We start from the raw sequence: 23,291 nt of genomic DNA on the forward strand, positions 1-23,291 counted from the left end.
CGGCGTGTGTAACGCCCGGCAGCGGCGACCGGTTACGCCGCGTCAACTCGCCGGACTCTCAGGCAGTTCCCCACTCCGAATCGTTCATGCGCCCGCTGCTCCTTGGCGGAGAAGTGGTGTTGCCCCTCCTTCATGGAGATGATCTCGGGCCTGTCGACCTGATGGCTGTGCCCTTCGTGGACGATGGTGGCGCCCCCGGCGGCCAGCACGTTCTTCGTCCAGTCCGAGCGCAGGTCATAGGGCAGGGCGATAACGAACCCGTCGTCGGTCGCCACGACCACGACGGGGGTCTCGTAGGCCCTGCCCGACTTCCGGCCGCGATGCCGGACCACGGAGGCGTACGCGCCCGACGTGCCCGCGGATTTCATCTGCATCGGGTTGAAGACGGCGCGGTTGAACCGGCGCATGCCGTCCAGGACCCGCGGGGAGCCCGCCCGCAGCCCGAGCACGACGACGATCAGAACAGCCAGGAGCCCGAGGACAAGGGCACCCACGAGCAACATCGCCGACACGAGCATCGCTGCCTCCTACGCCACGGGTGACACCTCTCAGTGTCGAACCGGAGGGTCGCGACGGACAGGGCCGTTCGGCACCCGGCTACCCGACGACCCGCCCGTTCAGCACCACCCGTCGCGGTGCCGCCAGCACGCGTACGTCCGCCCTCGGGTCCCCCTCGTACACGACGAGGTCCGCCGGTGCGCCCTCGTCCAGGCCCGGGCGGCCGAGCCACCGCCGGGCGCCCCAGGTCGTCGCGGACAGCGCCTCGACCGGGGGGATGCCGGCGGTGACCAGTTCCGCGACCTCGCCCGCCACCAGGCCGTGGGCGAGGGTGCCGCCGGCGTCGGTGCCGACGTACACCGGGATGCCGGCGTCGTACGCCGAGCGGACCGTGTCGTAGCGGCGTTCGTGGAGGCGGCGCATATGGGCGGACCAGCGGGGGAACTTGGACTCGCCGCCGTCGGCGAGCTTCGGGAAGGTGGCGATGTTGACGAGCGTCGGGACGATGGCGACGCCCCGCGCGGCGAAGAGGGGGATGAGGTCCTCGGTCAGGCCCGTCGCGTGCTCGACGCAGTCGATACCGGCCTCGACCAGGTCCGGGAGGGATGCCTCGGAGAAGCAGTGCGCGGTGACGCGGGCGCCGAGGCGGTGGGCCTCCGCGATGGCCGCCTCCACCGCGTCCCGTGGCCAGCTGGGGGCCAGGTCGCCCAGGTCGCGGTCGATCCAGTCGCCGACCAGCTTGACCCAGCCGTCGCCTCGGCCGGCCTCCTGGGCGACGTACGCGACGAGGTCCTCCGGTTCGATTTCGTGGGCGTAGCCGCGGATGTAGCGGCGGGTGCGGGCGATGTGCCTGCCGGCCCTGATGATCTTCGGGAGGTCCTCGCGGTCGTCCACCCAGCGGGTGTCGGAGGGGGAACCGGCGTCTCGGATGAGGAGGGTGCCGGCCTCTCGGTCGGTCAGCGCCTGCTTCTCCGCGACGTCCTCCGGAACCAGGCCGTGAGGGCCGAGGCCCACGTGGCAGTGGGCGTCGACCAAGCCGGGCAGGGTCCAGCCCTGCACCGTGCGGGTGTCGCGTGCGCGGGCTGGACGGTCGTAGGAGATTCGGCCGTCTACGACCCACAGCTCGTCGCGGACGTCTTCTGGGCCGACGAGGACCCGTCCCTTTACATGCAGCACCGCGTGATGGCTCATGCCACGCACCATAGTTCGTCGGCTGCGGGTGCATTGTGGCTGGTCGCGCCCACGCGGCGGAGCCGCATATCGATACAGCCCCGCGCCCCTACCCGGCGCTGTCGTGGTCGTCCTCTACATCAGCCATCGCCGGGTCCAGCAGGCGTGACAGGAAGTGGCGCGTTCGTTCATGGCGCGGGTTGGTGATGACCTCCGCCGGGGTGCCGTCCTCTACGATCACTCCGCCGTCCATGAAGACGACCCGGTCGGCCACCTCTCGCGCGAACGTCATCTCGTGGGTTACGACCATCATCGTCATGCCCTCGTTGGCGAGCATGCGCATGACCGCGAGTACGTCGCCCACCAGCTCGGGGTCGAGTGCGGACGTCGGTTCGTCGAAGAGCATCACCTCGGGGCCCATGGCCAGGGCTCGGGCGATCGCGACCCGCTGTTGCTGGCCGCCGGAGAGGGAGGCCGGGTAGGCGTCGGCCTTTTCCGACAGGCCCACTCGCTCCAGGTTCTCGGCCGCCACCTGCGCCGCCTGCGCCTTGTCCCGGCGCAGCACCCTTCGCTGCGGGAGCGTGAGGTTCTCGGTCACCGACAGGTGCGGGAAGAGGTTGAACTGCTGGAAGACCATGCCGATACGGCGGCGTACGGCGTCGATGTCGACATCGGGGTCGGTGACCTCCGTACCGCCGACGAACACCTGGCCCTTGGTGGGCTCTTCGAGCAGGTTCACGCAGCGCAGCAGTGTCGACTTGCCGGAGCCGGAGGGGCCGATGACGCAGACGACCTCGCCCTGTCCGACCTCCAGGTCGATGCCGCGCAGGACCTCGTTGTCGCCGAACGACTTGTGCAGCCCGCGTACTTGAATCTCCGGTCGGCTCATCTGACGGCCTCCCCGGCCTTCGTCTCCATGCGGCGTACGACGAAGCCGAGCGGGATCGTGACCAGCAGGTAGCACAGGCCCGCGACGAGGATCGGCGTGGAGTTGGCGGTCGTACTGGCCAGATCGCGGCCGTACTTGGACAGTTCGCGTTCCTCCAGGGTGACACCGAGGAACAGCACCAGCGAGGAGTCCTTGAAGAGGAGGACGAGTTCGTTGGTGAGCGGCGGGAGGATGATCCTGAACGCCTGCGGGATGATGATCGAGATCATCGCGCGAGCCGGTGAGAAGCCCAGTGAACGGGCCGCCTCCATCTGGCCCTTGGGGACTGCCTGGATGCCCGCGCGGATCGTCTCCGCCATGTACGCGGCCGCCACCAGGCCCAGCGCGAGGGCGACCTTGCCGTACGTGCCGCCGACGATCTCCGTGCCCGGGAAGGCCAGCGGGACGGCGACGCCGATGAAGATGAAGATCAGCAGGGCGGGCAGGCCGCGGAAGATCTCGATGTACACCCCGGCGAACCAGCGGTACGGCCCCACCGACGACAGCCGCATCAGCGCGATGACCATGCCGAGCACCAGGCCGACCACGAAGCCGGACAGGGTGTAGAGCACGGTGTTCTTCAGCGCCAGCGTGATGACGTCCGGGAACATCTGCTCGGCGATGTCCCACTGGGCGAACTGGTTCTTCAGCCGGCCCCAGTCCGCCGAGAACGCGAAGGCGATCACGGCGGCGACGAAGACGGTGTACTGGATGCCGCGGGACAGGCTGCGCTTCTGACGCCGGGTCAGGCCCTTTTTCTTCGGCTGGAGTTGTACGTCCGTGGAGGTCATGACGCCGACGGGGACGCCGCGGTCTCGTCATACGGGCCGATCCACTTCTCGTACAGCTTCTTGTACGTGCCGTCCGCCTTGGCGTCCGTGAGCGCCTTGTTGATGGCGGCCAGCAGCTTGGCGTTGCCCTTCTTGACCGTGAAGCCGTACTGCTCGCCGGTGTTGATGTTGTCGGCGACCTCGAAGGCGTCGGCGTTGGCCTCGGTCTTGAGCCAGCCCTGGACCACCGGGTAGTCGATGATGACGGCCTTGACCTGGCCGGAGCGCAAGCCGCTCAGGACCGCGTCGGAGGACTCGAAGGAGACCGGGTCGAAGCCCTGGCTCTTGGCGTAGTCCTCGCCGGTGGTCTGCGCCTGGGCGCCGAGCTTGACGCCCTTGGACTTCGCGTCGGCGAGCGAGGTGATCCCGCCGTCCTTGTCGACGAGAAGGGCCTGGGTGGCGTCGAAGTACGGGTCCGAGAAGTCGACGTTCTTCTTGCGCTCGGCGGTGATGGTCATGCCGGCCGCGGCCAGGTCGCACTCGCCGGCGTTGAGGAAGGCGCCGGTCTTGAAGTTCTCGAACGGGGTGTCGAGGATCTCCTGCTTCACGCCCAGGTCGTCGGCGACCAGGTCGATGAGGGAGACGTCGAAGCCCTGGACCTTGCCGTCGATCTCCGACTGGAAGGGCGGGTAGGGCAGGTGCGTGCAGGTGGTGAGCTGACCCGCCTTGACGAGCTCGACCCCGCCGGCGGCGGTCTTCGTGGCGCTGCCTCCGTCGTCGCTCGACGTGCAGCCGGCCACGAGCACCAGCCCGGCCGTGGCGGTGGTGGCGGCCAGGACGCGGGCCCGGCGCCCGAGGAGCGTGTTCACGCGGGGACCTCCTGTGGGGGGATCTGCGGCTGTGAGGGAACTGTGGGTTCCGGTGATTCGGGTTCTGATTATAAGGAGAAGTTTGGGTCTCTCAAATCAAACCGATGGCTACGGGGCTGTACGGCCTAAGAAGTCGCCGGTCAGGGGACGGTGGTGCCCGCCGGTTACCCTCGTCTGCGACGACCCACGTGAGCGAAGAGAGCACCGCCGTGACCCACCCCTTCCTGGACCTCGCCCCGCTGAGCGCCGCGCACTTCGCCTCGATCGAGGACCGGGTGGCCCGGCTGCTTGGCACCGAGCAGGATGTCGTGATCATGCAAGGTGAGGCGCTGCTGCCGCTGGAGGGCGCGATCCGCGCGACGGCCGGTCCGGGCACGACCGCGCTGAACGTCGTCACCGGCCCCTACGGGCAGACCTTCGGCGACTGGCTGCGGGACTGCGGCGCCACGGTGATCGACCTCGCGGTGCCCTTCCACACGGCGGTCACCGCCGCGCAGATCCGGGACGCCTTCGCCGAGCACCCCGAGATCGACTTCGTGTCACTGGTCCACGCGGAGGCGGCGACCGGCAACACCAACCCGGTCGCGGAGATCGGTGAAGTCGTACGGGAGCAGGGCGCCCTGCTCTATCTGGACGCCGTCGCCTCCGTCGGGGCCGAGCCGGTGCTGCCGGACGCGTGGGGCGTGGACCTGTGTGTGATCGGGGCGCAGAAGGCGATGGGCGGCCCGGCGGGCGTGTCGGCGGTGTCGGTCAGCGAGCGGGCGTGGGCGCGGATGGCGGCGAATCCGGGGGCGCCGCGGCGGTCGTACCTCTCCCTGCTGGACTGGAAGGAGCGGTGGGTCGACGGCGGCCGGCGCACTCTCCTGCACGCTCCCGCCCAGTTGGAGATGCTGGCCCTTGAGGCGTGCGTCGAGCGGATCGAGGCGGTGGGGCTCGACGTGGTGATGGCCCGGCACCGGGCCGCCGCGTCGGCCACGCGGGCGGGGGCTGTCGCTCTGGGCGGCGGTCTTGAGCCGTATGTGTACGAGGCCGTGGACGCGGCGCCGGTCGCCACGACACTGCGGGCGCCGTCGGGTGTCGTCGCGTCGGAGCTGGTGGCGAGTGCCCTGGAGTCCGACCCGGCGCTGCCGCTGGCCGCGGGTGGGGGTGCGCTGGCCAAGGAGATGATCCGGGTCAACCACTACGGCCCTGACGCGACCGAGCGGGTGGTCGACTCCTGCCTCGCCGCGCTGGGCGCCGCGCTCGCCGCGAAGGGGCTGACGGTGGATGTGGCGGGGGCCCGGCGCGCGGTCAGGGAGTGTTTCCCTCCTTCCGGAGCATGATCGTCCGGGAGACGATGAACGTCACCGGGACCGCCGCCGCGGAGGCGAGCAGGGGGGCGAAGCGGTTCCCGGCGTGCAGGATGTCGACGAGGACGTAGACACCCGCGGTCGAGACCACGAAGTTGGTGGCGTTCGTCAGGGGGAACAGCAGGAACTTCCGCCACGTCGGCCGGATCCGGTAGGTGAACCGGGCGTTCAGGAAGAAGGATCCGGTCATGCTGAGGCCGAACGCGATGATGTGCGCGGCGAGATAGGGCAGCTGGGTCAGGAACAGCAGGTAAAAGCCGTAGTACGTCAGGGTGTTGACGACGCCCACCAAGGCGAAGGTGAGGATCTGGCCGGATATCGGGCGCACTTGGGCCGATTCCCGGCCGGTCTTCTGCCCGGTCTTCTGTGCGGTGTGCATCAGGGTATGAGGTCCTTGGTCGTGTCGCACGCGGTGCGGTCCTGTGTTCGGTTCACGTTCGTCGCCTTCACCAGGAAGTGCGGGCGGCCTTTGACCTCGTAGTAGATCCGGCCCGTGTACTCGCCGATGATCCCGAGCAGGATCATCTGCATGCCCGCGGCGGCGGTGACCGCTGTGATGAGGGTGACATAGCCGGGCGTCTCCACGCCGTTGACGAGTGCGGCGCCGACGATCCACGCCGTGTACAGGCCGGTGCAGAAGAGCAGCCCCATGCCGACGTAGAGGGCGGCGCGCAGCGGGCGGTTGTTGAAGGAGAGCAGGCCGTCGAGCCCGTAGTTGAGGAGGCTGCGGAAGCTCCACGAAGTCCGGCCGTGGGTGCGTACGGCGTTCTCGTACTCGAAGGTGGTGCCGGGGAAGCCGACCCAGGCGAACAGGCCCTTGGAGAAGCGGTTGTACTCGGTGAGGTCCAGGACCGCGTCCACCACCCGGCGGGACAGCAGCCTGAAGTCGCCTACCCCGTCCACGAGTTCGACGTCGACGAGACGGTTGACGAACCGGTAGTAGAGGCGGGCGGTGATGGTGCGGACGAATCCCTCGCCGGTTCTGGAGCGCCGGGCGATGACCTGGTCATAGCCCTGGGCGCGCAAGTCCACCATGCGCTCGATGAGTTCGGGCGGGTGCTGGAGGTCCGCGTCCATGACGATCACGGAGTCTCCGGAGGCGTGGCTCAGGCCGGCGAGGAGGGCGGACTCCTTGCCGAAGTTGCGGCTGAAGGAGACGTAGCGGACGCGTGAGTCGAGTTCGGCGAGTTCCTCCAGGACGGCGAGGGTCTTGTCGCGGCTGCCGTCGTCGACGTAGACGAACTCCATGTCGTGGCCTAGCGGCAGGAGTTGCTCCGCGACCTTCATGACCTGGTCGTGGAAGCGGGCGATGACGTCTTCTTCGTTGTAGCAGGGTGCGACGATCGAGATGAGCATGGGCTTTCCCCCTGGCGCGGTCGGCGAGCGTCGGTCAGGCGTCCGCGCGGTCGAGTCGTGGTGTGGTCGTGGGTGGTGCGGGGCGACCCGTGGCACGCCGGCGGCGGATGGCGTCGAGGACGCAGAGCAGGATCAGGGTCAGGAGTGCGGCGCCTCCCACGGCACCGCCCAGGCGGAGGCCGGGCGGGTGGAACGTGCAGGTGACGCTGGTCGAGGAACCGTCGAGGGGGACGGCGATCAACCCGTAGTACTCCCCCGCGGGTACGGCTGGGCCGTCGCCCGCGGCGCAGCGCCAGCCGGCGATCCTGGGGGCCGCGATGACGGCGGTTCCCTTGCTGCCGGGCGGGAGTTGGGCCCGGACGGTGCCGTCGGAGACGGTCACGTCGGTGGCGCCGGTGGACGTGAGCCCTTCGACGGCCGTACGCAGCCGGGTGGTGTCCAGGCAGCCGACCGCGCCGTCGGGGACGACGCCCGCCCGGTCGGGCGTCAGCTCGATCCGCAGGCGTCCGGAGGCCGGAACCGTGCCGAGCCGCTGCATGGCGGCGATCTTGGTGACGGGGTGGTCGGCCCGGAACCGTCCGGTCAGGCCGTCGGCACTCGCGCCGGTGAGTTGCGCGGTGCCCGAGAAGTGCGGGGCCCAGAGGTAAACCTCGTTGCCGGACGGGCAGTTGGCGGTGATCGTCGGCTTGCCCGCCGGGTCGAGGAGTACGCCCGGGCGGTCGTCTTGGCTGCGGGCCGGGGACTTGCCGTCGGCCGTGCGTACGGTGATGCGGGGCACCGTGTAGACGCGGGTGCCCAGCAGCAGTTCCTGGTTGCGGTACGGGGACGGGCCGAAGTCGGCGACAGTCGGCTCGCCGGACGGGCGCACCGTCACCAGGGGCGGAACCTCCTGCCGGGACACGGTCACCCGGCCGCCGTTCTGCGGGAACCAGCTCTGGTGCGGGTCCGGCGGTGAGTGGACCCGCGCGCCGACAGAGAAGATCGCGTCCGTGACGGCGTTGTCCAGGCTCTGCAGATTGCGGCCCCGCGAGGTCCAGCCGTCCCCGAGGGCGGTGAGGGTACGGCTGAGGACGTCGGCGGTGAGGCTGCTGTAGTACTGGGCGCCCTGTCCGCCGACCATCAGCGGGTCGTTGCCGACGGTCTGTTCGCGGCCCGGGTCGGTGCGGTAGCGGGGCCAGCCGTCGGCCTCGGCGATCGCCTCCGCCTGCGTCTGCTGCCGCGCTCCCCAGGGCGCGTAGTCGTCCATGTGCCCGAAGCGCAGCCGGGTGGCGACGGCCGAGGTGGCGGTGGCCTCTCCGAGCTGCGTACCGACGAGGAGCGTCACGGCCAGAGCGGCGAGTACGGTGCGGCGCCTCCCGCTACCGAGGGGCCCGCCCTCGGTGCGGGCGAGCAGGGCCAGTCCGGCCAGCGCGCCCACGGCCGCGAGCAGGGCGATCGGCAGGGTGAAGGCCCGCTGCGTCAGCGCGCTGCCGCTCGCGACGGCGATGACCAGGGCGAGCAGCGCCCCCGCCGCGGCCAGCGCGCGCCGGCCGGGAAGGCCGTAGGAGAGCGTGTGCCAGGCGGCGATGACCAACAGTCCGCAGAGGACGAACGTCTGGCGGTACGGGCTTCCCTGCGGGGTGGCGAAGGCGTGCCAGAGGAGGTGGGTCGGGCCCCACTGGAGTGACAGGGCCACGCCGGCGGCCAGCAGGGTCCAGCCGATGCGCACGCGCCGGGGAGCCGACCGGTGGAAGGGCAGGGCGAGGGCGAGGAGCAGTGCCGTGGTGCCGACGTACAGGGCGGGCGTACCGAAGGTGTACGTCGTCGGCAGCAGCCGGGCCAGCAGGTCCTCCGTCGGCACGGGCACGAACTGTCTGACCCTGCCTGGGTAGGCGTGCTTGGTGCCGAAGTAGACCACCGTCACCAGCGGCGCGGCCAGGCCCATGCCGAGCGCGACGGTGACACCGGCCCGGGCCGCCGCCGCGAGGCTTCGCCGGCGCGGGTGGCCGGCGAGCCACAGCCGGAGCAGGAAGACGAGACCGGCGGCCAGGGTGGCCATGTACGCCGTGTAGAAGTTGGCGATCCAGGCGAGGGCGACGACCGTCACGCCGAGAACCCGGCGCCGGTCGGTCAGCACCCACTCGCCGACCAGGCACAGCAGCGGGAAGGCGACGAGGCCGTCCAGCCACATCGGGTTGTACGCGCCGCCCGTCACGGTCCAGCCGCACAGGGCGTACGACGCGCCCAGCAGGCCCGCCGCCCACCAGCGGCCGGGGCGCAGCGCGAGCAACAGCCAGGCCATGGCGGCCCCGGCCGACGCCACCTTCAGCAGGGTGACGACATACACCGCGAGGTCGATCTCGTCCCGTGGGAACACCGCGACGAGCAGGGCGAACGGGCTGCCGAGGTAGGTGCCGAGGTCGGGGAGGAAGCTGGAGCCGTATCCGGACTGCCAGTTGACGAGGAGTCCGCCGTCGGCCCGTCCGTGCAGCAGGTCCCAGAGGTGCGCGTGGAAGGGCACGTACTGGTTGCCCAGGTCGTTGACGCTACGGGTGCGCGGGCCGAAGGGGTAGCTGCGGGCCACCGCGTCCGCGGCGCAGAACACGGTGACGGTGATGACCGCCGCCAACAGGGCGGCGGTCGGTCTTTCGCCGCCAAGGACGGCTCCGGCCTTCGGCTCGGATGAACGGCTCGCGGGTTTCACACCTGTACCTGTCCGCCCGGCGGGGAGCGTCCCCGTGCTGATCGATTTCGCCGTCTTAGATGGGCGGTTCCGCCGGATGGTTGTGCCGCTGCCGGAAGTGCGGGCCTGGACTCCGCTTGCGTACAGCTGATGTCAGACCCTCGTGCCAGGCTCACCTCATGACTACTGACACGCCGATGACCCTCCCCGACGGCCGCCCCGTTCCCCACCTGACCGGCGACGAGCGCGCCATGCTCGACAGCTGGCTCGACTTCCATCGCGCCACGCTGGAGTTGAAGTGCGCGGGCCTGGACGACGCCCAGGTGCGACTCGCGTCCGCCGAACCCTCGTCACTGACTCTGCTCGGGCTGGTCCAGCACCTGGCCGAGGTCGAACGGAACTGGTTCCAGCGGGCGGTCGCGGGGCTCGACGTGCCGCCGGTGTTCGAGGAGGAGACCGGGTACGTCCTCGATCCGGAGCGAGGGCTCGAAGAGGCGCTCGCCGTCTGGCGACGGGAAGTCGCTCGGGGGCGGGAGTTGTACGCCGGGCGGTCGCTGGACGATGTCGGGCGGATCGCCGACGGGCCCATGGCCGGGCTGGAGGTCAGCCTTCGGTGGGTGCTCATTCACATGGTCGAGGAGTACGCCCGGCACAACGGTCACGCGGACATCCTGCGGGAGCGAATCGACGGGGTGACCGGGGCGTGAATTGGGGCTAATTCTGGAATTCGCTTCAGAGTAGCTCCCCGTATTCTTCTGCCCGCTTTCCTTGTGGCTAAACGCAAATAATTCGCAGAGATCTCGTGAGGGTTACATATCTGTGACTCGTCACACAGGGCGGTCGATCTGCACCTTATTTACCGGTCAAATCGTCCCATATCTCATGCGCACGCCCGCGTGATAGCACGTCCCAGCCCCAGGCGTAACCCCGTTCCGCCATGCAATTTCGATTTTCCCTCGCTAAGTTCAATTCGCATGACTGCCGCGCAAGCAGACCTGCACATCGACCGCCCCGCCGTGGCGGACGGCGCCGCATTGTGGCGTATCGCCAAGGACTCGAAATCCCTCGATCTCAACTCTTCGTACAGCTATCTGCTGTGGTGTCGTGACTTCGCCGCCACGTCGGCCGTCGTGCGGGACGGGCGCGGTGAGCCGGTCGGCTTCGTCACCGGGTATGTGAGGCCGGAGCGGCCGAGCACGCTGCTCGTGTGGCAGGTGGCCGTCGACGCCGCGCACCGGGGACACGGGCTGGCCGCGCGGCTGCTCGACGGGCTCACCGAACGCGTGTCGGCGGAGCGCGGCCTGTCCGAGGTCGAGACCACGATCACCCCCGGCAACCTCGCCTCCGAGCGGCTCTTCGCGTCGTACGCCGAGCGGCACGCCGCCGCCATGGAGCGCACGGTCCTGTTCGAGGCCGGTGACTTCCCGGACGGGCCGCACGACCCCGAAGTGCTGTACCGCATCGGCCCACTCAGCCTCTGAACCCCCCTCGCAACCCCCCTCGCACCGTTCGTCACTCCCACTCCCCCCACACCGAGGAGCGATTCGTCGTGACCATCACCCAGCCCGATCTCAGCGTCTTCGAGACCCTGGAGTCCGAGGTCCGCAGTTACTGCCGCGGCTGGCCCGTCGTCTTCGACCGCGCGCAGGGCAGCCGTATGTACGACGAGGACGGCCACGCGTACCTGGACTTCTTCGCGGGCGCGGGCTCCCTCAACTACGGGCACAACAACCCCGTTCTCAAACGGGCGTTGATCGACTACCTGATGCGGGACGGCGTCACGCACGGGCTCGACATGTCGACCACCGCCAAGCGCGCCTTCCTCCAGACCTTCCAGGACGTCGTGCTGCGGCCGCGTGATCTGCCGTACAAGGTCATGTTCCCGGGCCCGACCGGCACCAACGCCGTGGAGTCCGCGCTGAAGCTGGCGCGGAAGGTGAAGGGGCGCGAGGCGATCGTGTCGTTCACCAACGCCTTCCACGGGATGTCGCTCGGCTCCCTCGCCGTCACCGGCAACGCCTTCAAGCGGGCCGGGGCCGGGATTCCGCTCGTGCACGGCACGCCCATGCCCTTCGACAACTACTTCGACGGCCAGGTCCCCGACTTCCTGTGGTTCGAGCGGCTGTTGGAGGACCAGGGGTCCGGGCTCAACAAGCCCGCCGCGGTGATCGTGGAGACCGTGCAGGGCGAGGGCGGCATCAACGTGGCACGCCCGGAGTGGCTGCGCGCGCTCGCCGACCTGTGCGAGCGGCAGGACATGCTGCTCATCGTCGACGACATCCAGATGGGCTGCGGCCGCACGGGCGCCTTCTTCTCCTTCGAGGAGGCCGGCATCACCCCCGACATCGTCACCGTGTCGAAGTCCATCAGCGGCTACGGACTGCCCATGGCCCTCTGCCTGTTCAAGCCGGAGCTGGACATCTGGGAGCCGGGCGAGCACAACGGCACCTTCCGCGGCAACAACCCGGCGTTCGTCACGGCCGCAGCCGCCCTGGAGACGTACTGGGCCGACGGATCCGTCATGGAGAAGCAGACCCGCGCCCGCGGCGAGCAGATCGAGCAGGCGCTGATCTCGATCACCGAGGAGAACCTCGCCGACGTCAAGGAGTACCGCGGGCGGGGGCTGGTCTGGGGCATCGAGTTCCACGACAAGGCGCGCGCGGACCGGGTCGCGCGACGCGCCTTCGAACTCGGCCTGCTCATCGAGACGTCCGGCCCGGAGGGCGAGGTGGTGAAGCTGCTCCCCGCGCTCACCATCATGCCCGAAGAGCTGGACGAGGGCCTGCGCACCCTCGCCCGCGCCGTACGAGAGACCGTATGAAAACCGTTTGAGAGAAGGGTTGTCGATCACCGTGATCGTCCGTTCGTTCAAGGACATCGAGGACACCGACCGGCATGTGAAATCCGCGTCCGGCACCTGGGAGAGCAAGCGGATCGTGCTTGCCAAGGAGAGGGTCGGCTTCTCCCTGCACGAGACGATCCTGTACGCGGGTACGGAGACGTCCATGTGGTACGCCAACCACATCGAGGCCGTCGTGTGCGTCGAGGGCGAGGCCGAACTCACCGACGACGAGACCGGGAAGAGGTACACGATCACGCCCGGGACCATGTACCTCCTCGACGGGCACGAGCGGCACACCATGCGGATCAAGGAGGACTTCCGCTGCCTCTGCGTCTTCAACCCGCCCGTGACCGGCCGGGAGGACCACGACGAGAACGGTGTCTATCCCCTGCTGACGGAGCCCGAGCCCGAGGAGGTCTGAGCCCATGACCATCACGATCACCGACCTGTACCCGAGCCGCGGCGCCACCGAGGTGTCCGCGCCCCGCCGGGACCCCGTCGTCTGGGGCACACCCACCACGCCCGGGCCGATCTCCGTCGCCGAACTCCAGGCGTACGAGCGTGACGGCTTCCTGCCCGTCGAGCAGCTCATCGGCGAGGACGAAGTCGCTGTCTACCACGCGGAGTTGGAGCGGCTCATCGCCGACCCGGCGATCCGCGGTGACGAGCGGTCGATCGTCGAGCCGAAGTCCCAGGAGATCCGGTCCGTCTTCGAGGTGCACCGGCTCAGCGAGCTGTTTGCGAGCCTCGTGCGCGACGAGCGGGTCGTCGGGCGGGCGCGGCAGATCCTCGGCTCGGACGTGTACGTCCACCAGTCGCGGATCAACGTCAAGCCGGGGTTCGGGGCCAGCGGCTTCTACTGGCACTCGGACTTCGAGACCTGGCACGCCGAGGACGGTCTGCCGAACATGCGGACGGTGTCCGTCTCGATCGCGCTGACCGAGAACCACGACACCAACGGCGGCCTCATGATCATGCCGGGCTCCCACCGCACGTTCCTGGGCTGCGCCGGAGCCACCCCGAAGGACAACTACAAGAAGTCGCTCCAGATGCAGGACGCGGGCACGCCCTCGGACGAGGCGCTGACCGCGATGGCGGGCGAGTACGGCATCAAGTTGTTCACCGGGAAGGCGGGTTCGGCGACCTGGTTCGACTGCAACTGCATGCACGGGTCCGGCGACAACATCACCCCGTTCCCGCGCAGCAACGTCTTCATCGTGTTCAACAGCGTGGAGAACAAGGCGGTCGAGCCGTTCGCGGCGCCGGTACCCCGGCCGTCCTTCATCGGCGCCAGGGACTTCACCCCGGTCCGGTAGGACCAACTCCCTTACAAGCGGGCGGTGTCACAGCCAAGCGAGTGACGCCGCCCGCTCCAGTAGGTTCTGTACGGCACTCTCGTCGCCGGTGGTGCCCCGCGGCACCTCGTCGGGCGTGTAGCGTCCGCCGACCAGCAGGCAGAAGTCGACGGGATCCAGGACGAGTTCGGCCTGTACGGGTTCGTCCTCGGAGCCCAGCACCCACTCCTCCCCGCCGGTGATCGCGACGAGCACCGGCGGTGCGGTGGGCCCGAGGGCGAGGCCGAGGATGCGCACGGCGAGGTGGACGAGTTGCCACAGGTGTTCCTCGGGCGGCGGCGGAACGTTCACGCCCAGGGCTCGGCCGATGTCGTCGGAGTGGATCCACGCCTCGAAGGCCCGCACGACGAAGTGGTCGGCGACCGGGAGCCGTACGCCCATCAACATCGTTGCCCTGGCGGCGAGTTCGGGGTCGTGGGCCTCCGGCGATGCGAGCAGCGCGCCGGCCTGCGCGGACCAGGTGTCGACGGTCTCCTCGGGCCTGCGGCCCCGTTCGTGGGCGATCACGTCGGCCGTGCGCCGGTTCCAGGCGTCCGCCCAGCTGACGCCCTCCTCGAACCGGGAGGGCGGTACGCGTGCGTCGATGCCGAGCCGGGCCGCCAAGTGCTCGTCGGCGGCGAGGAGATGGGCGACCGTGGCGTGGACGTCCCAATCGTGCACGACCGGGGTGTTCCAGCGGCCGTCAGCCTCGTGCAGCAGCGCCTTCAGGCCGGCCACGGCTGCGGTGTAGGGGGCGGCGTGTGCGGCGACCCGGGAAGCGGCGGGGCGGGTGCGTAGAGCGACGGCCAGGATGTCGGCGACACCGCTGCCGTTGTGGGACCGCGGCTCGTGCTCGTGCTCGTGCTCGTCAAGGGACTCGATCGGCTCCTCGACGGGCGTTCCGTCCAGCAGCCGTACCGTCGCGCGCAGCCGGCGCGCCTCCGCGGCGCAGCTCTCGCACTCGGCCAGGTGCGCGCGGACCGTGACCTCGTCGCCGGATTCCAGCGCCTCGAAGGCCCAGGCGGCCAGCAGGTCCCGTACGTCGTCGTGGTCAGTACCCTCGTGATCCGTGGTCACCGCCCACCACCTTTCCAGCTCTCCCCCGTTGTTCCCCTGTCTGCCATCATGCGCCTCTTTCGAGCGCCGGGTCGGGCGGGTCTGCCGAATCCGCCAAAGAAGCAGCCAATGTGCGTAAGGCGGTGCGCAGGCGGGTCTTGGCGGTCCCTTCGGGAATGCCGAGTTCCACCGCTGCCTGGCGGTAGGTGCGGCCCGCGAAATAGGCGAGGTGGACCACCTCCCGCTGGGGCTGCGGGAGTTCGGCGAGGGCGGAGTGCAGGAGGAGGGAGCGTTCTCGGTCGACGACCGTCTCGTCGGGGCCGGGCGAGGCGTCGGGGATGGCGTGCAGCGCGGAGTCGTCGGCGCGGGCGTCCTTGCGGTGCCGGGCCTCGCTGCGCACCCAGTCCACGGCCCGCCGGTGGGCCAGCATGGACAGCCAGGTGCGCAGTGAGCCACGACGCGCGTCGAAGGCGTACGGCCTGCTCCACAGCTGGGCGAAGACCTCCTGCGCCACGTCCTCGGCGGCGCCCGGACTGCGGGTGACGCGCATGGCGATCCGCCGCACCAGCCCCCCGTACGCCGTGTACGCCTCGGCCAGTGCGGACTCGTCGCCGTACACCAGCCGCCGATGCAGCTCCGCGTCGGCAGGCAGATCGACGGACACATTGCCCGTGGACTCCACGGCACCACCACCCCTTGGTGCCCTTCCTATCCTCCCCACCGGGCGCGCGCCAGTGGTTCAGGAAGACAGGACGTCCAACAGGCGTTCGACGTCGGTGGTTGTGTTGTACAGGTGGAAGGCGGCGCGCAGGTTGCCCGCGCGGTTGGAGACCTCGATGCCCGCCTCCCTCAACTCGGGCTGGCGATGGCCGAGTCCGGGCACGGAGACGATCGCAGAGCCGGGCGCGGGCACGGGTTCGTGGCCGAGCTCCGCGAGCCCCGTACGGAAGCGGTCGGCCAGGGCCAGGTCGTGGGCGCGTACGGCGTCCACGCCGAGTTCCTCGATCAGGGCGAGGGAATTGCGCAGTGCGGAGTAGGTGAAGAGGGCGTGGGTGAGGTCGAAGCGCCGGGCGGAGTGGGCGAGTTCGGTCACGGGGCCGTAGCAGCTGTCCCAGGGGATCTCGCCCGCGACCCAGCCGGCCAGGATCGGCGTCAGCCCGCCGAAGTCCTCCGGCACGGTGAGGAAGGTGGCCCCGTGCGGACCGAGCAGCCACTTGAAGCTCACGGTGGCGGTGAAGTCGTACGCGTCGGCCTCCATCGGCAGCCAGCCGGCGGCCTGGGAGAAGTCGACGTAGGTGCGGGCCCCGTGCTCCCGGGCCGCGTCCCGCAGCGCGGGCAGGTCGGCGATGCGGCCGTCGGCGGACTGGGCCGCGCTGACCGCGACGAGCGCGGTGCCCGGGCGGACGGACTCGGCGAGCCGCTCCAGGGGGACCGTGCGCACCTTGAGGTCGCCGCGCACGTGGAAGGGGTTGAGGACGGAGGTGAAGTCGTCCTCGGCGGTGAGGACTTCGGCGCCGGAGGGCAGCGAGGCCGCGATCACCCCGGTGTGGGCCGCGACCGAGACTCCGGCCGCCACCCGGTCGGCCGGGACGCCCGCCAGCCGACCGAAGGCGGCCCGGGCCTCCTCCACGTCCGCGTACAGCGGGTCGAGCGGCCGGCCCTCGGCTCTGATCAGCACGGCTTCGTGCAGCGCGGCCACGGCACGGGCCGGCAGCAGGCCGTTGCTCGCGGTGTTCAGGAAGGTGTTCTTCGGGGCGAATTCGGCGCGGACCAGGCTCTCGAAGGTCTCCATGGGTCCACTCTGCGGCCCCGGGAAGTCGTCGTCCATTGCGCGTTTTTACGTGGTTCCGCTAAGGAACGCTTATAGATCCGCCCCGACCTGCTGCTTTCAGCCCTGCGGCACCGCACACCCGTCGGGACCGCACGCCTCCGCGCCCCCGTCGTCGATCAGCTTCAGCGGCGACCGCTCGCCCCACGCCTGGTTCAGCGCCTGGGCGAAGACCTCGGCGGGCTGGGCGCCGGAGATGCCGTACTTGCGGTCGAGGACGAAGAAGGGCACGCCGTTCGCGCCGAGCTGTGCGGCCTCGCGCTCGTCGGCGCGGACGTCGTCGGCGTAGGCGGCCGGGTCGGCGAGCACCTTGCGGGCCGCGTCCGCGTCGAGTCCGGCGGCGACGGCCAGCTCGACGAGCCGCTCGTCGTCGGCGAAGACGGACCGCTCCTCGGCGAAGTTGGCCTGGTACAGCAGCTGGATCAGCTCGTCCTGGCGGCCCTGCTCCTTGGCGAAGTGCAGGAGGCGGTGCATGTCGAAGGTGTTGCCGTGGTCGCGGTCGCGGGTGCGGTACGCCAGGCCCTCGGCGGCGGCCTGCGCGCCCAGGTTGTCCTCGCCGGCGTGCGCCTGTGCCTCGCTCATGCCGTACTTCTTGGTGAGCATCTTGACCACGGGCTGGATGTCGCCCTTGGCGCGGCCCGGGTCCAGCTCGAAGGACCGGTGCACGACCTCGACGTCGTCGCGGTGCGCGAAGGCGTCCAGCGCCTTCTCGAAGCGGGCCTTGCCCACGTAGCACCAGGGGCAGGCGATGTCGCTCCAGATCTCGACGCGCATGTCTTCGGCTCTCCAGTTCGTACGGACACGGAGGCTCCCTCCGCCGAAGTGCATGAACGTTCAAGCGGCGGGCTTCATTCCCCGGTCACGGAGCCTCTGTCACGGAGAACCGCATCCTCAGGTGGTGACTCCCGTCGGCCGGATCCGCGACCCAGCCCTGGCGGGCGTAGAAGCCCTGGGCCCGCAGGTTGTCGACGTGCACGTCGAGCACGGCCGTCCGCCTGCCGTCGGCTCGCCACTCCTCCACGCAGGCCGCGTGCAGGGCCGTACCGATTCCGGAACGCCAGTGGTCGGGGTCGACGTGGAACTGAAACAGCTTGATCGTTTCAGCGGAGGCACCCTCCGGGGTCCGGAAGGACGCGATCCCGGCGATACGCCCCTGCTCGACGACGCACAGCACATGCCCTTCCGGCCGCGCGATGGCCCCGTACCAGGCGACGAGCCAGTCGGTGCCGTCGTCGGGGATCCCGTCCGGGTAGTACGTCGCCCGGGCCCGCGCATGCAGCGCGGCGACGGCCTCCGCCTCGGCGGGCAGGACGGTACGGATCACCCGGCCACCGGTCACTCGGCTCATGGGTCTCTGACGGTCACGGATCATGCACCGGAGGACGTGAGAGGCGGCGTTCCGGTTCCCGTCAGCTGCCGTCTCTCAGATCCTTCGGCCAGTCGGGCCTGAACTCGATGTGGTCGTACGTCACCACGCACCCCTCCCCCATCGGCGACTGCGTCATGAAGCCGATCAGGGCCGCGGCGGTCTCCTCCTCGCCACCCAGGGTGAACAGCCGCACGAAGACCCAGCGCTCACCGTCACGGGAGGCGTGAAACGCGAAGGAACGCCCCGTCCGGCTTATTCGCAGCCACACGGAACTCCCCTCCACGGTGAAGGAGTTGGCGTCGTCGGAGTGCCCCCGGGTCACCACCGTGCAGACGGTGGGCACATCCGGGGAGTACTCCAGACAGAGCTTGGCCCAGGCCCGCTCCCCCACATGGACATACAGCACCCCGGCATCGAACGACGCCGCGAACCCGACCGTGACCCGGGCGATCAGCTGGAAATCGCCCACGGGCGCCCCGAGCAGCCGCGGCGCGTCGGAGGCGGGGTCCACGGCTTCCCCGGTGGGCGGCACGAACCGATCCTGCCGGGACCCTGCCCACCCGGTGAGAACACCGTCCTCGTGGGACCAGTGCCCGTCGGGTCCATAGGTGCGGAGGGAGAAAGGAAGTTCGGGAAGCTCTATATCCATCGCCAAATTGTCTCAGGTCCAGTGGAGTCACCTAAGGGGCGCGGGGCTGTATCGATATGCGGCTCCGCCGCGTGGGCGCGACAAGCCACGACGAACCCGCAGCCCGCAGACCACCGCACCCCCAACGGCGACTACCGCTCCAACCGCCCGTTGAACCGACGAGGCAGCCCCAGCGGATTGTCATCCCGCAACTCCACCGGCAGCAACGCCTCAGGCGCCCCCTGGTAGGCAACAGGCCGCAGCCACCGCTCAATAGCCGTACCGCCCACGGACGTCGACGTGGAAGTCGTAGCCGGGTAGGGCCCGCCATGATGCTGAGCCGGGGCAACGGCAACCCCCGTAGGCCACCCATTCACCAGCACACGCCCCGCAAGCGGCGTCAGCTCGGCGAGAATCTCCGCGCCCCGCCCCTCCCCGGCCGCTTCCTCCGCCGAGAGGTGAACCGTCGCGGTCAAGTTCCCCGGCAGGCGCGAAAGAACCGCGCTCGCCTCATCCTCGTCCTCGTAACGAACCACCACGGTGACAGGCCCGAAGCACTCCTCAAGGAGAAGGTCGTACGCCCCCTCGGCCGTCAGCTTGTCCGCCGACACCGTGAGGAACCCGGGACTGACCGTGTGCTCACTGCCCGCCCCCGGCGTCACCGGCGAGTCCACGTCGGGCAGTTCGGCCCGCTCGGCCACACCGGCGACGAAGTTGTCCCGCATCCGGTGGTCGAGAAGAACCCCGGCGTCGGTGTTACTGACCGCGTCCGTAAGGGACTTGAGCAGTCGGTCACCGGAGGCACCCGCAGGGGCCAGCACCAGACCGGGCTTCACGCAGAACTGCCCGACACCCAGCGTCATCGACCCGGCCAGCCCCGCACCGATCGCCTCGGCCCGCTCGGCGGCGGCCGCCTCGGTGATCACCACCGGGTTCAGCGACCCCAGTTCACCGTGGAACGGAATCGGCACGGGCCGCGCGGCCGCCGCGTCGAACAACGCCCGCCCGCCCCGTACGGACCCGGTGAAACCGGCCGCCGAGACCAACGGATGCTTCACGAGTTCGACGCCCGCCTCGAAGCCGTGCACGAGACCGAGGACGCCGTCGGGGATGCCGTGCGCGGCGGCGGCCCGGCGCAGCACCTTGGCGACCAGCTCGGACAGCGCCGGGTGGTCGGGGTGGGCCTTGACGACGACGGGGCAGCCTGCGGCGAGCGCGCTCGCGGTGTCGCCGCCGGGGACCGAGAAGGCGAAGGGGAAGTTGGAGGCCGAGTACACGGCCACGACGCCCAGCGGGACCTTGTAGCGGCGCAGGTCCGGGATGGGCGGGGTCGCGGTGTCGTCGGGGTGGTTGATGACGACGTCGAGGAAGGCGCCCTCGTCGACGATGTCCGCGAAGGCCCGCAACTGGTAGCAGGTGCGGGCGAGTTCACCGGTCAGCCGGACCGGGCCGAGCGCGGTCTCGGCGTCGGCGGCCTCGACGAGCTGGTCCTTGGCCGCTTCGAGCTGATCGGCGGCGGTACGCAGGAAGGCCGAGCGGACGGCCCGGTCGGCGAGGGCGCCACGGGCGGCGTGCGCAGCACGGACGGCGGTGTCCACCTCCTGGGCTGTAGCCTCCACCGCAACCTGTTCACGCTGCTTCCCGGTTCGGGGGTCGACACTCCAGACTGGTGCTGCTGCCACCGCGGGTCCCTCCACACATGTAATGCCGCAGTTCTGGGTCATCCACCAGAGTCGTTCGATATACTGAACGCTGTCTCTGATGATGAATATGCTCTCGGAGACTATTTCCCGTCGAACGAAGGGGTCAAGGGCGATGTCGGCTGGCGAGACGGGGGGCGGGGCGCAGGTCAAGTCCGCGGTGCGGACGGTTGAGCTGCTCGAGTATTTCGCCGGACGGCCCGGAATGCACTCCCTCGCGTCGGTCCAGGAGGCCGTGGGTTATCCCAAGTCCAGCCTGTACATGCTCCTTCGCACGCTCGTGGACCTGGGCTGGGTGGAGACGGACGCGACGGGCACGCGGTACGGCATCGGGGTGCGGGCGCTGCTCGTCGGTACGTCGTACATCGACGGCGACGAGGTGGTCGCGGCGGCCCGGCCGACGCTGGACCGGCTGTCGGACGACACGACCGAGACGATCCACCTGGCGCGCCTGGACGGCACGAACGTCGTCTATCTCGCCACCCGCCAGTCGCAGCACTACCTGCGCCCGTTCACCCGGGTCGGCCGCCGGCTCCCCGCGCACTCGACGTCCCTCGGCAAGGCGCTGCTGAGCACCTACACGGACGAACAGGTCCGCAAGCTGCTCCCGGAGACCCTCCCCGCCCTGACCGAGAACACGATCACGGACCGGGAGAAGCTCATCGAGGAGCTGCACCAGGTGCGGGAGCAGGGCTTCGCGGTCGACCGCGAGGAGAACACGCTGGGGCTGCGCTGCTTCGGCGTGGCGATCCCCTACCGCACCCCGGCCCGCGACGCGATCAGCTGCTCGGTGCCGGTGGCCCGGCTGACACCCGCGCACGAGCAGATGGTGAAGGACGCCCTGTTCGACGCGCGCGACCGACTCACCCTCGCGACCCGGAGGCTCTGAACGATGGACATCGCACTGCGCCCGGTCCACGACAGCGACCTGCCGGTCTTCTTCCGCCAGATGAACGACCCCGAGTCGCTGACCATGGCGGCCTTCACCGCCAAGGACCCGGCCGACCGGGACGCCTTCGACGCCCACTGGAAGCGGATCCGCTCGTCGGCCGACGTCGTCATCCGTACGGTGCTGGCGGACGGCGACGTGGTGGGGCACGCGGCGGTGTACGGGGAGCCGGGCGAGCGCGAGGTCACCTACTGGGTCGACCGGGCGTACTGGGGCCAGGGCATCGCGACGGCCGCGCTACGGGCCCTGCTGACCGAGGTGCGCGAGCGCCCGCTGTACGCGCGTGCGGCGTCCGACAACGCGGGGTCGCGGCGCGTGCTGGAGAAGTGCGGGTTCAGGGTCACAGGAGCGGACAGAGGGTACGCGAACGCTCGGGGCGCGGAGATCGACGAGGTCTTGCTGACGCTGGGTTCGTGAACACCCTTCATGAACACCCGAGGTTCATGAACACCCGATGAGAAAAGCACCCCGAAGGGAACGAATCGCTCCGGCCTGATCGTCTTTCTGTGTGGGATGAACAAGACGATCAGGCGCGCGGCGGTCTTCTCACTGCTCCTGGTGCTCGCTCTGCTGATCAGGGCGACCTGGGTGCAGTTCTACGACGGGACCGCGCTCGCGGACGACAAGGACAACCGGCGGAACGCGATCGAGACGTACGCGTCGCCGCTCGGGAACATCATCGTGGCCGGGAAGTCGATCACCGGATCCGCGCGGACGAAGGGCAGCAGCGACCTCGAGTACAAGCGCACGTACACGGACGGCGAGCTGTACGCGGCGGTGACGGGCTATGCCTCGCAGAGCTACGCGCCGACGCAGCTGGAGGGCATCTACCAGGACCTCCTCAACGGCACGGACAGCTCGCTGAAGACCGCCATGGACACGGTCACCAACAAGCGGGCCGATCCGGGCAACGTCGTCACGACGATCGACCCGGATGTGCAGAAGGCGGCCTATCGGGCGCTCGGCGACAAGAAGGGCGCGGCCGTCGCGATCGATCCGACGACCGGCAAGATCCTTGCGGTCGTGTCGACGCCGTCGTACGACCCCTCGTCGCTGACCGATGCCAACACCGCCGCGGCGGCCTGGTCGAAGCTGACCAAGGACTCGGACAAGCCGCTGACCAACCGCGCGATCCGCCAGCCGGTGGCGCCGGGGTCGACGTTCAAGCTGGTCGTGGCGGCGGCCGCGCTGGAGGACGGGCTGTACGCGGACGTGGACACGAAGACCGACAGTCCTGACCCGTACACCCTGCCGGGTACGACGACCGAGCTGGCGAACGAGAACACCTCGGCGCCCTGCGAGAACGCCACGATCCGTACGGCGCTCCAGTACTCCTGCAACAACGTCTTCGCGAAGATGGCCGTCGACCTGGGCCAGGACAAGGTGAAGGCGATGGCCGACAAGTTCGGCTTCAACGACGACGAGCAGGACATGCCGGTGCGGGCCTACGCGAGCGTGTACCCCTCGGACATGGACAAGGCGCAGACGGGCCTGTCGGGCATCGGCCAGTTCGATGTCACGGCGACGCCGCTGCAGATGGCCATGGTGTCGGCGGCGATATCCAACGGCGGCAAGATGGTGACGCCGCACATGGTGTCGCAGACCACCGACAGTGGCGGCGATGTGTTGAAGAACTACGACGACGAGACCGAGACCACGCAGGTCGTCAGCTCGGACACCGCCGAGCAGTTGCAGTCCGCGATGCAGACGGTTGTCTCCGACGGTACCGGGACGAACGCGCAGATCTCCGGGGCGACGGTGGGTGGCAAGACGGGTACGGCCCAACACGGCGAGAACAACAGCCAGACGCCGTATGCCTGGTTCACTTCGTATGCGAAGTCCGACTCGACCGGCAAGGAGGTCGCCGTCGCCGTCATGGTCGAGCAGTCGGATGCGGCTCGGTCCGAGGTCAGCGGCAACGGGCTGGCGGCGCCGGTGGCCAAGGCGATGATGCAGGCAGCACTCAAGAGCTGAGAAGAAGGG

The 23,291-nt window shown here is 69.6% G+C and carries 24 protein-coding genes; 9 read left to right on the top strand and 15 right to left on the bottom strand.

The genetic code is table 11. The features are described 5' to 3' along the window. Positions 1-32: 32 nt before the first annotated feature. The 5 genes from AC5DRG_RS12660 to AC5DRG_RS12680 form a co-directional block, all read right to left on the bottom strand. On the bottom strand, positions 33-518 hold the full coding sequence (locus AC5DRG_RS12660; RefSeq protein ID WP_491810251.1) for a PNPOx family protein: 486 nt from the start codon (positions 516-518) through the stop codon (positions 33-35). Between the two features lie 79 nt (positions 519-597). Further along, positions 598-1,689: an amidohydrolase family protein gene (locus tag AC5DRG_RS12665; RefSeq protein ID WP_491810252.1), complete on the bottom strand. Its 1,092-nt coding sequence runs from the start codon at positions 1,687-1,689 to the stop codon at positions 598-600. A gap of 88 nt (positions 1,690-1,777) precedes the next feature. Further along, positions 1,778-2,557: an amino acid ABC transporter ATP-binding protein gene (locus tag AC5DRG_RS12670; RefSeq protein ID WP_491810254.1), complete on the bottom strand. Its 780-nt coding sequence runs from the start codon at positions 2,555-2,557 to the stop codon at positions 1,778-1,780. Beyond that, complete coding sequence (locus AC5DRG_RS12675; RefSeq protein ID WP_491810255.1) at positions 2,554-3,387, bottom strand: amino acid ABC transporter permease; 834 nt, start codon at positions 3,385-3,387, stop codon at positions 2,554-2,556. Before AC5DRG_RS12675 ends, AC5DRG_RS12670 begins: the two co-directional genes overlap by 4 nt. Next, positions 3,384-4,235, bottom strand: coding sequence for an ABC transporter substrate-binding protein (locus AC5DRG_RS12680; protein WP_491810257.1), 852 nt, complete (start codon positions 4,233-4,235; stop codon positions 3,384-3,386). Before AC5DRG_RS12680 ends, AC5DRG_RS12675 begins: the two co-directional genes overlap by 4 nt. Positions 4,236-4,423: 188 nt before the next feature. Here AC5DRG_RS12680 and AC5DRG_RS12685 point away from each other — a divergent pair, with 188 nt between their 5' ends. Continuing rightward, on the top strand, positions 4,424-5,557 hold the full coding sequence (locus tag AC5DRG_RS12685; protein ID WP_491810259.1) for a pyridoxal-phosphate-dependent aminotransferase family protein: 1,134 nt from the start codon (positions 4,424-4,426) through the stop codon (positions 5,555-5,557). Here AC5DRG_RS12685 and AC5DRG_RS12690 read toward each other — a convergent pair. Genes AC5DRG_RS12690 through AC5DRG_RS12700 form a run of 3 tightly spaced genes read right to left on the bottom strand, consistent with a single transcriptional unit; the run spans position 5,526 to position 9,623 of the window. Then, positions 5,526-5,963 carry a GtrA family protein gene (locus AC5DRG_RS12690; protein ID WP_491810261.1) on the bottom strand — a complete coding sequence of 146 codons (438 nt, stop codon included), beginning with the start codon at positions 5,961-5,963 and terminating at the stop codon, positions 5,526-5,528. The two genes, AC5DRG_RS12685 and AC5DRG_RS12690, sit on opposite strands and share 32 nt — an antisense overlap. Beyond that, positions 5,963-6,940 (bottom strand): glycosyltransferase family 2 protein, encoded by a 978-nt coding sequence (locus tag AC5DRG_RS12695; RefSeq protein ID WP_491810263.1) that lies wholly within the window; start codon positions 6,938-6,940, stop codon positions 5,963-5,965. The genes AC5DRG_RS12690 and AC5DRG_RS12695 overlap by 1 nt, the downstream gene beginning before the upstream one ends. Positions 6,941-6,974: 34 nt before the next feature. Beyond that, the gene (locus AC5DRG_RS12700; RefSeq protein ID WP_491810265.1) at positions 6,975-9,623 is read right to left on the bottom strand and encodes a YfhO family protein; all 2,649 of its coding nucleotides are present in this window, start codon (positions 9,621-9,623) and stop codon (positions 6,975-6,977) included. A 158-nt stretch (positions 9,624-9,781) separates the two neighbouring features. Here AC5DRG_RS12700 and AC5DRG_RS12705 point away from each other — a divergent pair, with 158 nt between their 5' ends. From AC5DRG_RS12705 to thpD, 5 genes are all read left to right on the top strand, one after another. Continuing rightward, positions 9,782-10,309, top strand: coding sequence for a DinB family protein (locus AC5DRG_RS12705; protein ID WP_491810267.1), 528 nt, complete (start codon positions 9,782-9,784; stop codon positions 10,307-10,309). Positions 10,310-10,576: 267 nt separating this feature from the next. Further along, complete coding sequence (gene ectA / locus AC5DRG_RS12710) at positions 10,577-11,083, top strand: diaminobutyrate acetyltransferase (protein WP_491810268.1); 507 nt, start codon at positions 10,577-10,579, stop codon at positions 11,081-11,083. 68 nt (positions 11,084-11,151) lie between these two features. Further along, on the top strand, positions 11,152-12,423 hold the full coding sequence (gene ectB, locus AC5DRG_RS12715; RefSeq protein WP_491810270.1) for a diaminobutyrate--2-oxoglutarate transaminase: 1,272 nt from the start codon (positions 11,152-11,154) through the stop codon (positions 12,421-12,423). 31 nt (positions 12,424-12,454) lie between these two features. Beyond that, on the top strand, positions 12,455-12,865 hold the full coding sequence (locus AC5DRG_RS12720; RefSeq protein ID WP_491813026.1) for an ectoine synthase: 411 nt from the start codon (positions 12,455-12,457) through the stop codon (positions 12,863-12,865). Between the two features lie 4 nt (positions 12,866-12,869). Next, entirely contained in the window at positions 12,870-13,760 is an 891-nt protein-coding gene (gene thpD, locus AC5DRG_RS12725; protein ID WP_491810271.1) for an ectoine hydroxylase, read from the top strand. Positions 13,761-13,787: 27 nt separating this feature from the next. On the opposite strand, the gene AC5DRG_RS12730 is transcribed toward thpD, so the two are convergent. The 7 genes from AC5DRG_RS12730 to AC5DRG_RS12760 all read right to left on the bottom strand — a co-directional run bounded on the left by AC5DRG_RS12730 (position 13,788) and on the right by AC5DRG_RS12760 (position 20,341). Then, positions 13,788-14,855: a maleylpyruvate isomerase family mycothiol-dependent enzyme gene (locus tag AC5DRG_RS12730; RefSeq protein WP_491810273.1), complete on the bottom strand. Its 1,068-nt coding sequence runs from the start codon at positions 14,853-14,855 to the stop codon at positions 13,788-13,790. A 46-nt stretch (positions 14,856-14,901) separates the two neighbouring features. Beyond that, positions 14,902-15,516, bottom strand: coding sequence for an RNA polymerase sigma factor (locus AC5DRG_RS12735; RefSeq protein WP_491810274.1), 615 nt, complete (start codon positions 15,514-15,516; stop codon positions 14,902-14,904). A gap of 57 nt (positions 15,517-15,573) precedes the next feature. Then, positions 15,574-16,626 carry an aminotransferase class V-fold PLP-dependent enzyme gene (locus AC5DRG_RS12740; protein WP_491810276.1) on the bottom strand — a complete coding sequence of 351 codons (1,053 nt, stop codon included), beginning with the start codon at positions 16,624-16,626 and terminating at the stop codon, positions 15,574-15,576. Positions 16,627-16,722: 96 nt separating this feature from the next. Next, complete coding sequence (locus tag AC5DRG_RS12745) at positions 16,723-17,436, bottom strand: DsbA family oxidoreductase (protein WP_491810278.1); 714 nt, start codon at positions 17,434-17,436, stop codon at positions 16,723-16,725. Positions 17,437-17,521: 85 nt separating this feature from the next. Next, positions 17,522-18,010 carry a GNAT family N-acetyltransferase gene (locus tag AC5DRG_RS12750; protein WP_491810280.1) on the bottom strand — a complete coding sequence of 163 codons (489 nt, stop codon included), beginning with the start codon at positions 18,008-18,010 and terminating at the stop codon, positions 17,522-17,524. A gap of 61 nt (positions 18,011-18,071) precedes the next feature. Beyond that, on the bottom strand, positions 18,072-18,680 hold the full coding sequence (locus AC5DRG_RS12755; RefSeq protein ID WP_491810282.1) for a DUF1349 domain-containing protein: 609 nt from the start codon (positions 18,678-18,680) through the stop codon (positions 18,072-18,074). A 131-nt stretch (positions 18,681-18,811) separates the two neighbouring features. After that, a complete protein-coding gene (locus AC5DRG_RS12760; RefSeq protein WP_491810284.1) occupies positions 18,812-20,341 on the bottom strand; it encodes an aldehyde dehydrogenase (NADP(+)) in 1,530 nt (509 codons plus the stop codon). Between the two features lie 133 nt (positions 20,342-20,474). On the opposite strand from AC5DRG_RS12760, the gene AC5DRG_RS12765 reads away from it, so the two are divergent. The 3 genes from AC5DRG_RS12765 (at position 20,475) to AC5DRG_RS12775 (ending at position 23,282) form a co-directional block, all read left to right on the top strand. Next, the gene (locus AC5DRG_RS12765) at positions 20,475-21,248 is read left to right on the top strand and encodes an IclR family transcriptional regulator (protein WP_491810285.1); all 774 of its coding nucleotides are present in this window, start codon (positions 20,475-20,477) and stop codon (positions 21,246-21,248) included. A gap of 3 nt (positions 21,249-21,251) precedes the next feature. Next, entirely contained in the window at positions 21,252-21,725 is a 474-nt protein-coding gene (locus AC5DRG_RS12770; protein ID WP_491810287.1) for a GNAT family N-acetyltransferase, read from the top strand. A 96-nt stretch (positions 21,726-21,821) separates the two neighbouring features. After that, positions 21,822-23,282: a peptidoglycan D,D-transpeptidase FtsI family protein gene (locus AC5DRG_RS12775; RefSeq protein ID WP_491810289.1), complete on the top strand. Its 1,461-nt coding sequence runs from the start codon at positions 21,822-21,824 to the stop codon at positions 23,280-23,282. The last annotated feature ends 9 nt before the right edge of the window (positions 23,283-23,291 follow it).

This window comes from Streptomyces sp. JLBG701, assembly GCF_058544905.1.

Coding starts and splice junctions, on each gene's coding strand:
- AC5DRG_RS12660 (WP_491810251.1), bottom strand. CDS start 518: ATGCTCGTGTCGGCGATGTTGCTCGTGGGTGCCCTTGTCCTCGGGCTC.
- AC5DRG_RS12665 (WP_491810252.1), bottom strand. CDS start 1,689: ATGAGCCATCACGCGGTGCTGCATGTAAAGGGACGGGTCCTCGTCGGC.
- AC5DRG_RS12670 (WP_491810254.1), bottom strand. CDS start 2,557: ATGAGCCGACCGGAGATTCAAGTACGCGGGCTGCACAAGTCGTTCGGC.
- AC5DRG_RS12675 (WP_491810255.1), bottom strand. CDS start 3,387: ATGACCTCCACGGACGTACAACTCCAGCCGAAGAAAAAGGGCCTGACC.
- AC5DRG_RS12690 (WP_491810261.1), bottom strand. CDS start 5,963: ATGCACACCGCACAGAAGACCGGGCAGAAGACCGGCCGGGAATCGGCC.
- AC5DRG_RS12695 (WP_491810263.1), bottom strand. CDS start 6,940: ATGCTCATCTCGATCGTCGCACCCTGCTACAACGAAGAAGACGTCATC.
- AC5DRG_RS12705 (WP_491810267.1), top strand. CDS start 9,782: ATGACTACTGACACGCCGATGACCCTCCCCGACGGCCGCCCCGTTCCC.
- ectA (WP_491810268.1), top strand. CDS start 10,577: ATGACTGCCGCGCAAGCAGACCTGCACATCGACCGCCCCGCCGTGGCG.
- thpD (WP_491810271.1), top strand. CDS start 12,870: ATGACCATCACGATCACCGACCTGTACCCGAGCCGCGGCGCCACCGAG.
- AC5DRG_RS12740 (WP_491810276.1), bottom strand. CDS start 16,626: ATGGAGACCTTCGAGAGCCTGGTCCGCGCCGAATTCGCCCCGAAGAAC.
- AC5DRG_RS12745 (WP_491810278.1), bottom strand. CDS start 17,436: ATGCGCGTCGAGATCTGGAGCGACATCGCCTGCCCCTGGTGCTACGTG.
- AC5DRG_RS12750 (WP_491810280.1), bottom strand. CDS start 18,010: ATGAGCCGAGTGACCGGTGGCCGGGTGATCCGTACCGTCCTGCCCGCC.
- AC5DRG_RS12755 (WP_491810282.1), bottom strand. CDS start 18,680: ATGGATATAGAGCTTCCCGAACTTCCTTTCTCCCTCCGCACCTATGGA.
- AC5DRG_RS12765 (WP_491810285.1), top strand. CDS start 20,475: ATGTCGGCTGGCGAGACGGGGGGCGGGGCGCAGGTCAAGTCCGCGGTG.
- AC5DRG_RS12770 (WP_491810287.1), top strand. CDS start 21,252: ATGGACATCGCACTGCGCCCGGTCCACGACAGCGACCTGCCGGTCTTC.
- AC5DRG_RS12775 (WP_491810289.1), top strand. CDS start 21,822: ATGAACAAGACGATCAGGCGCGCGGCGGTCTTCTCACTGCTCCTGGTG.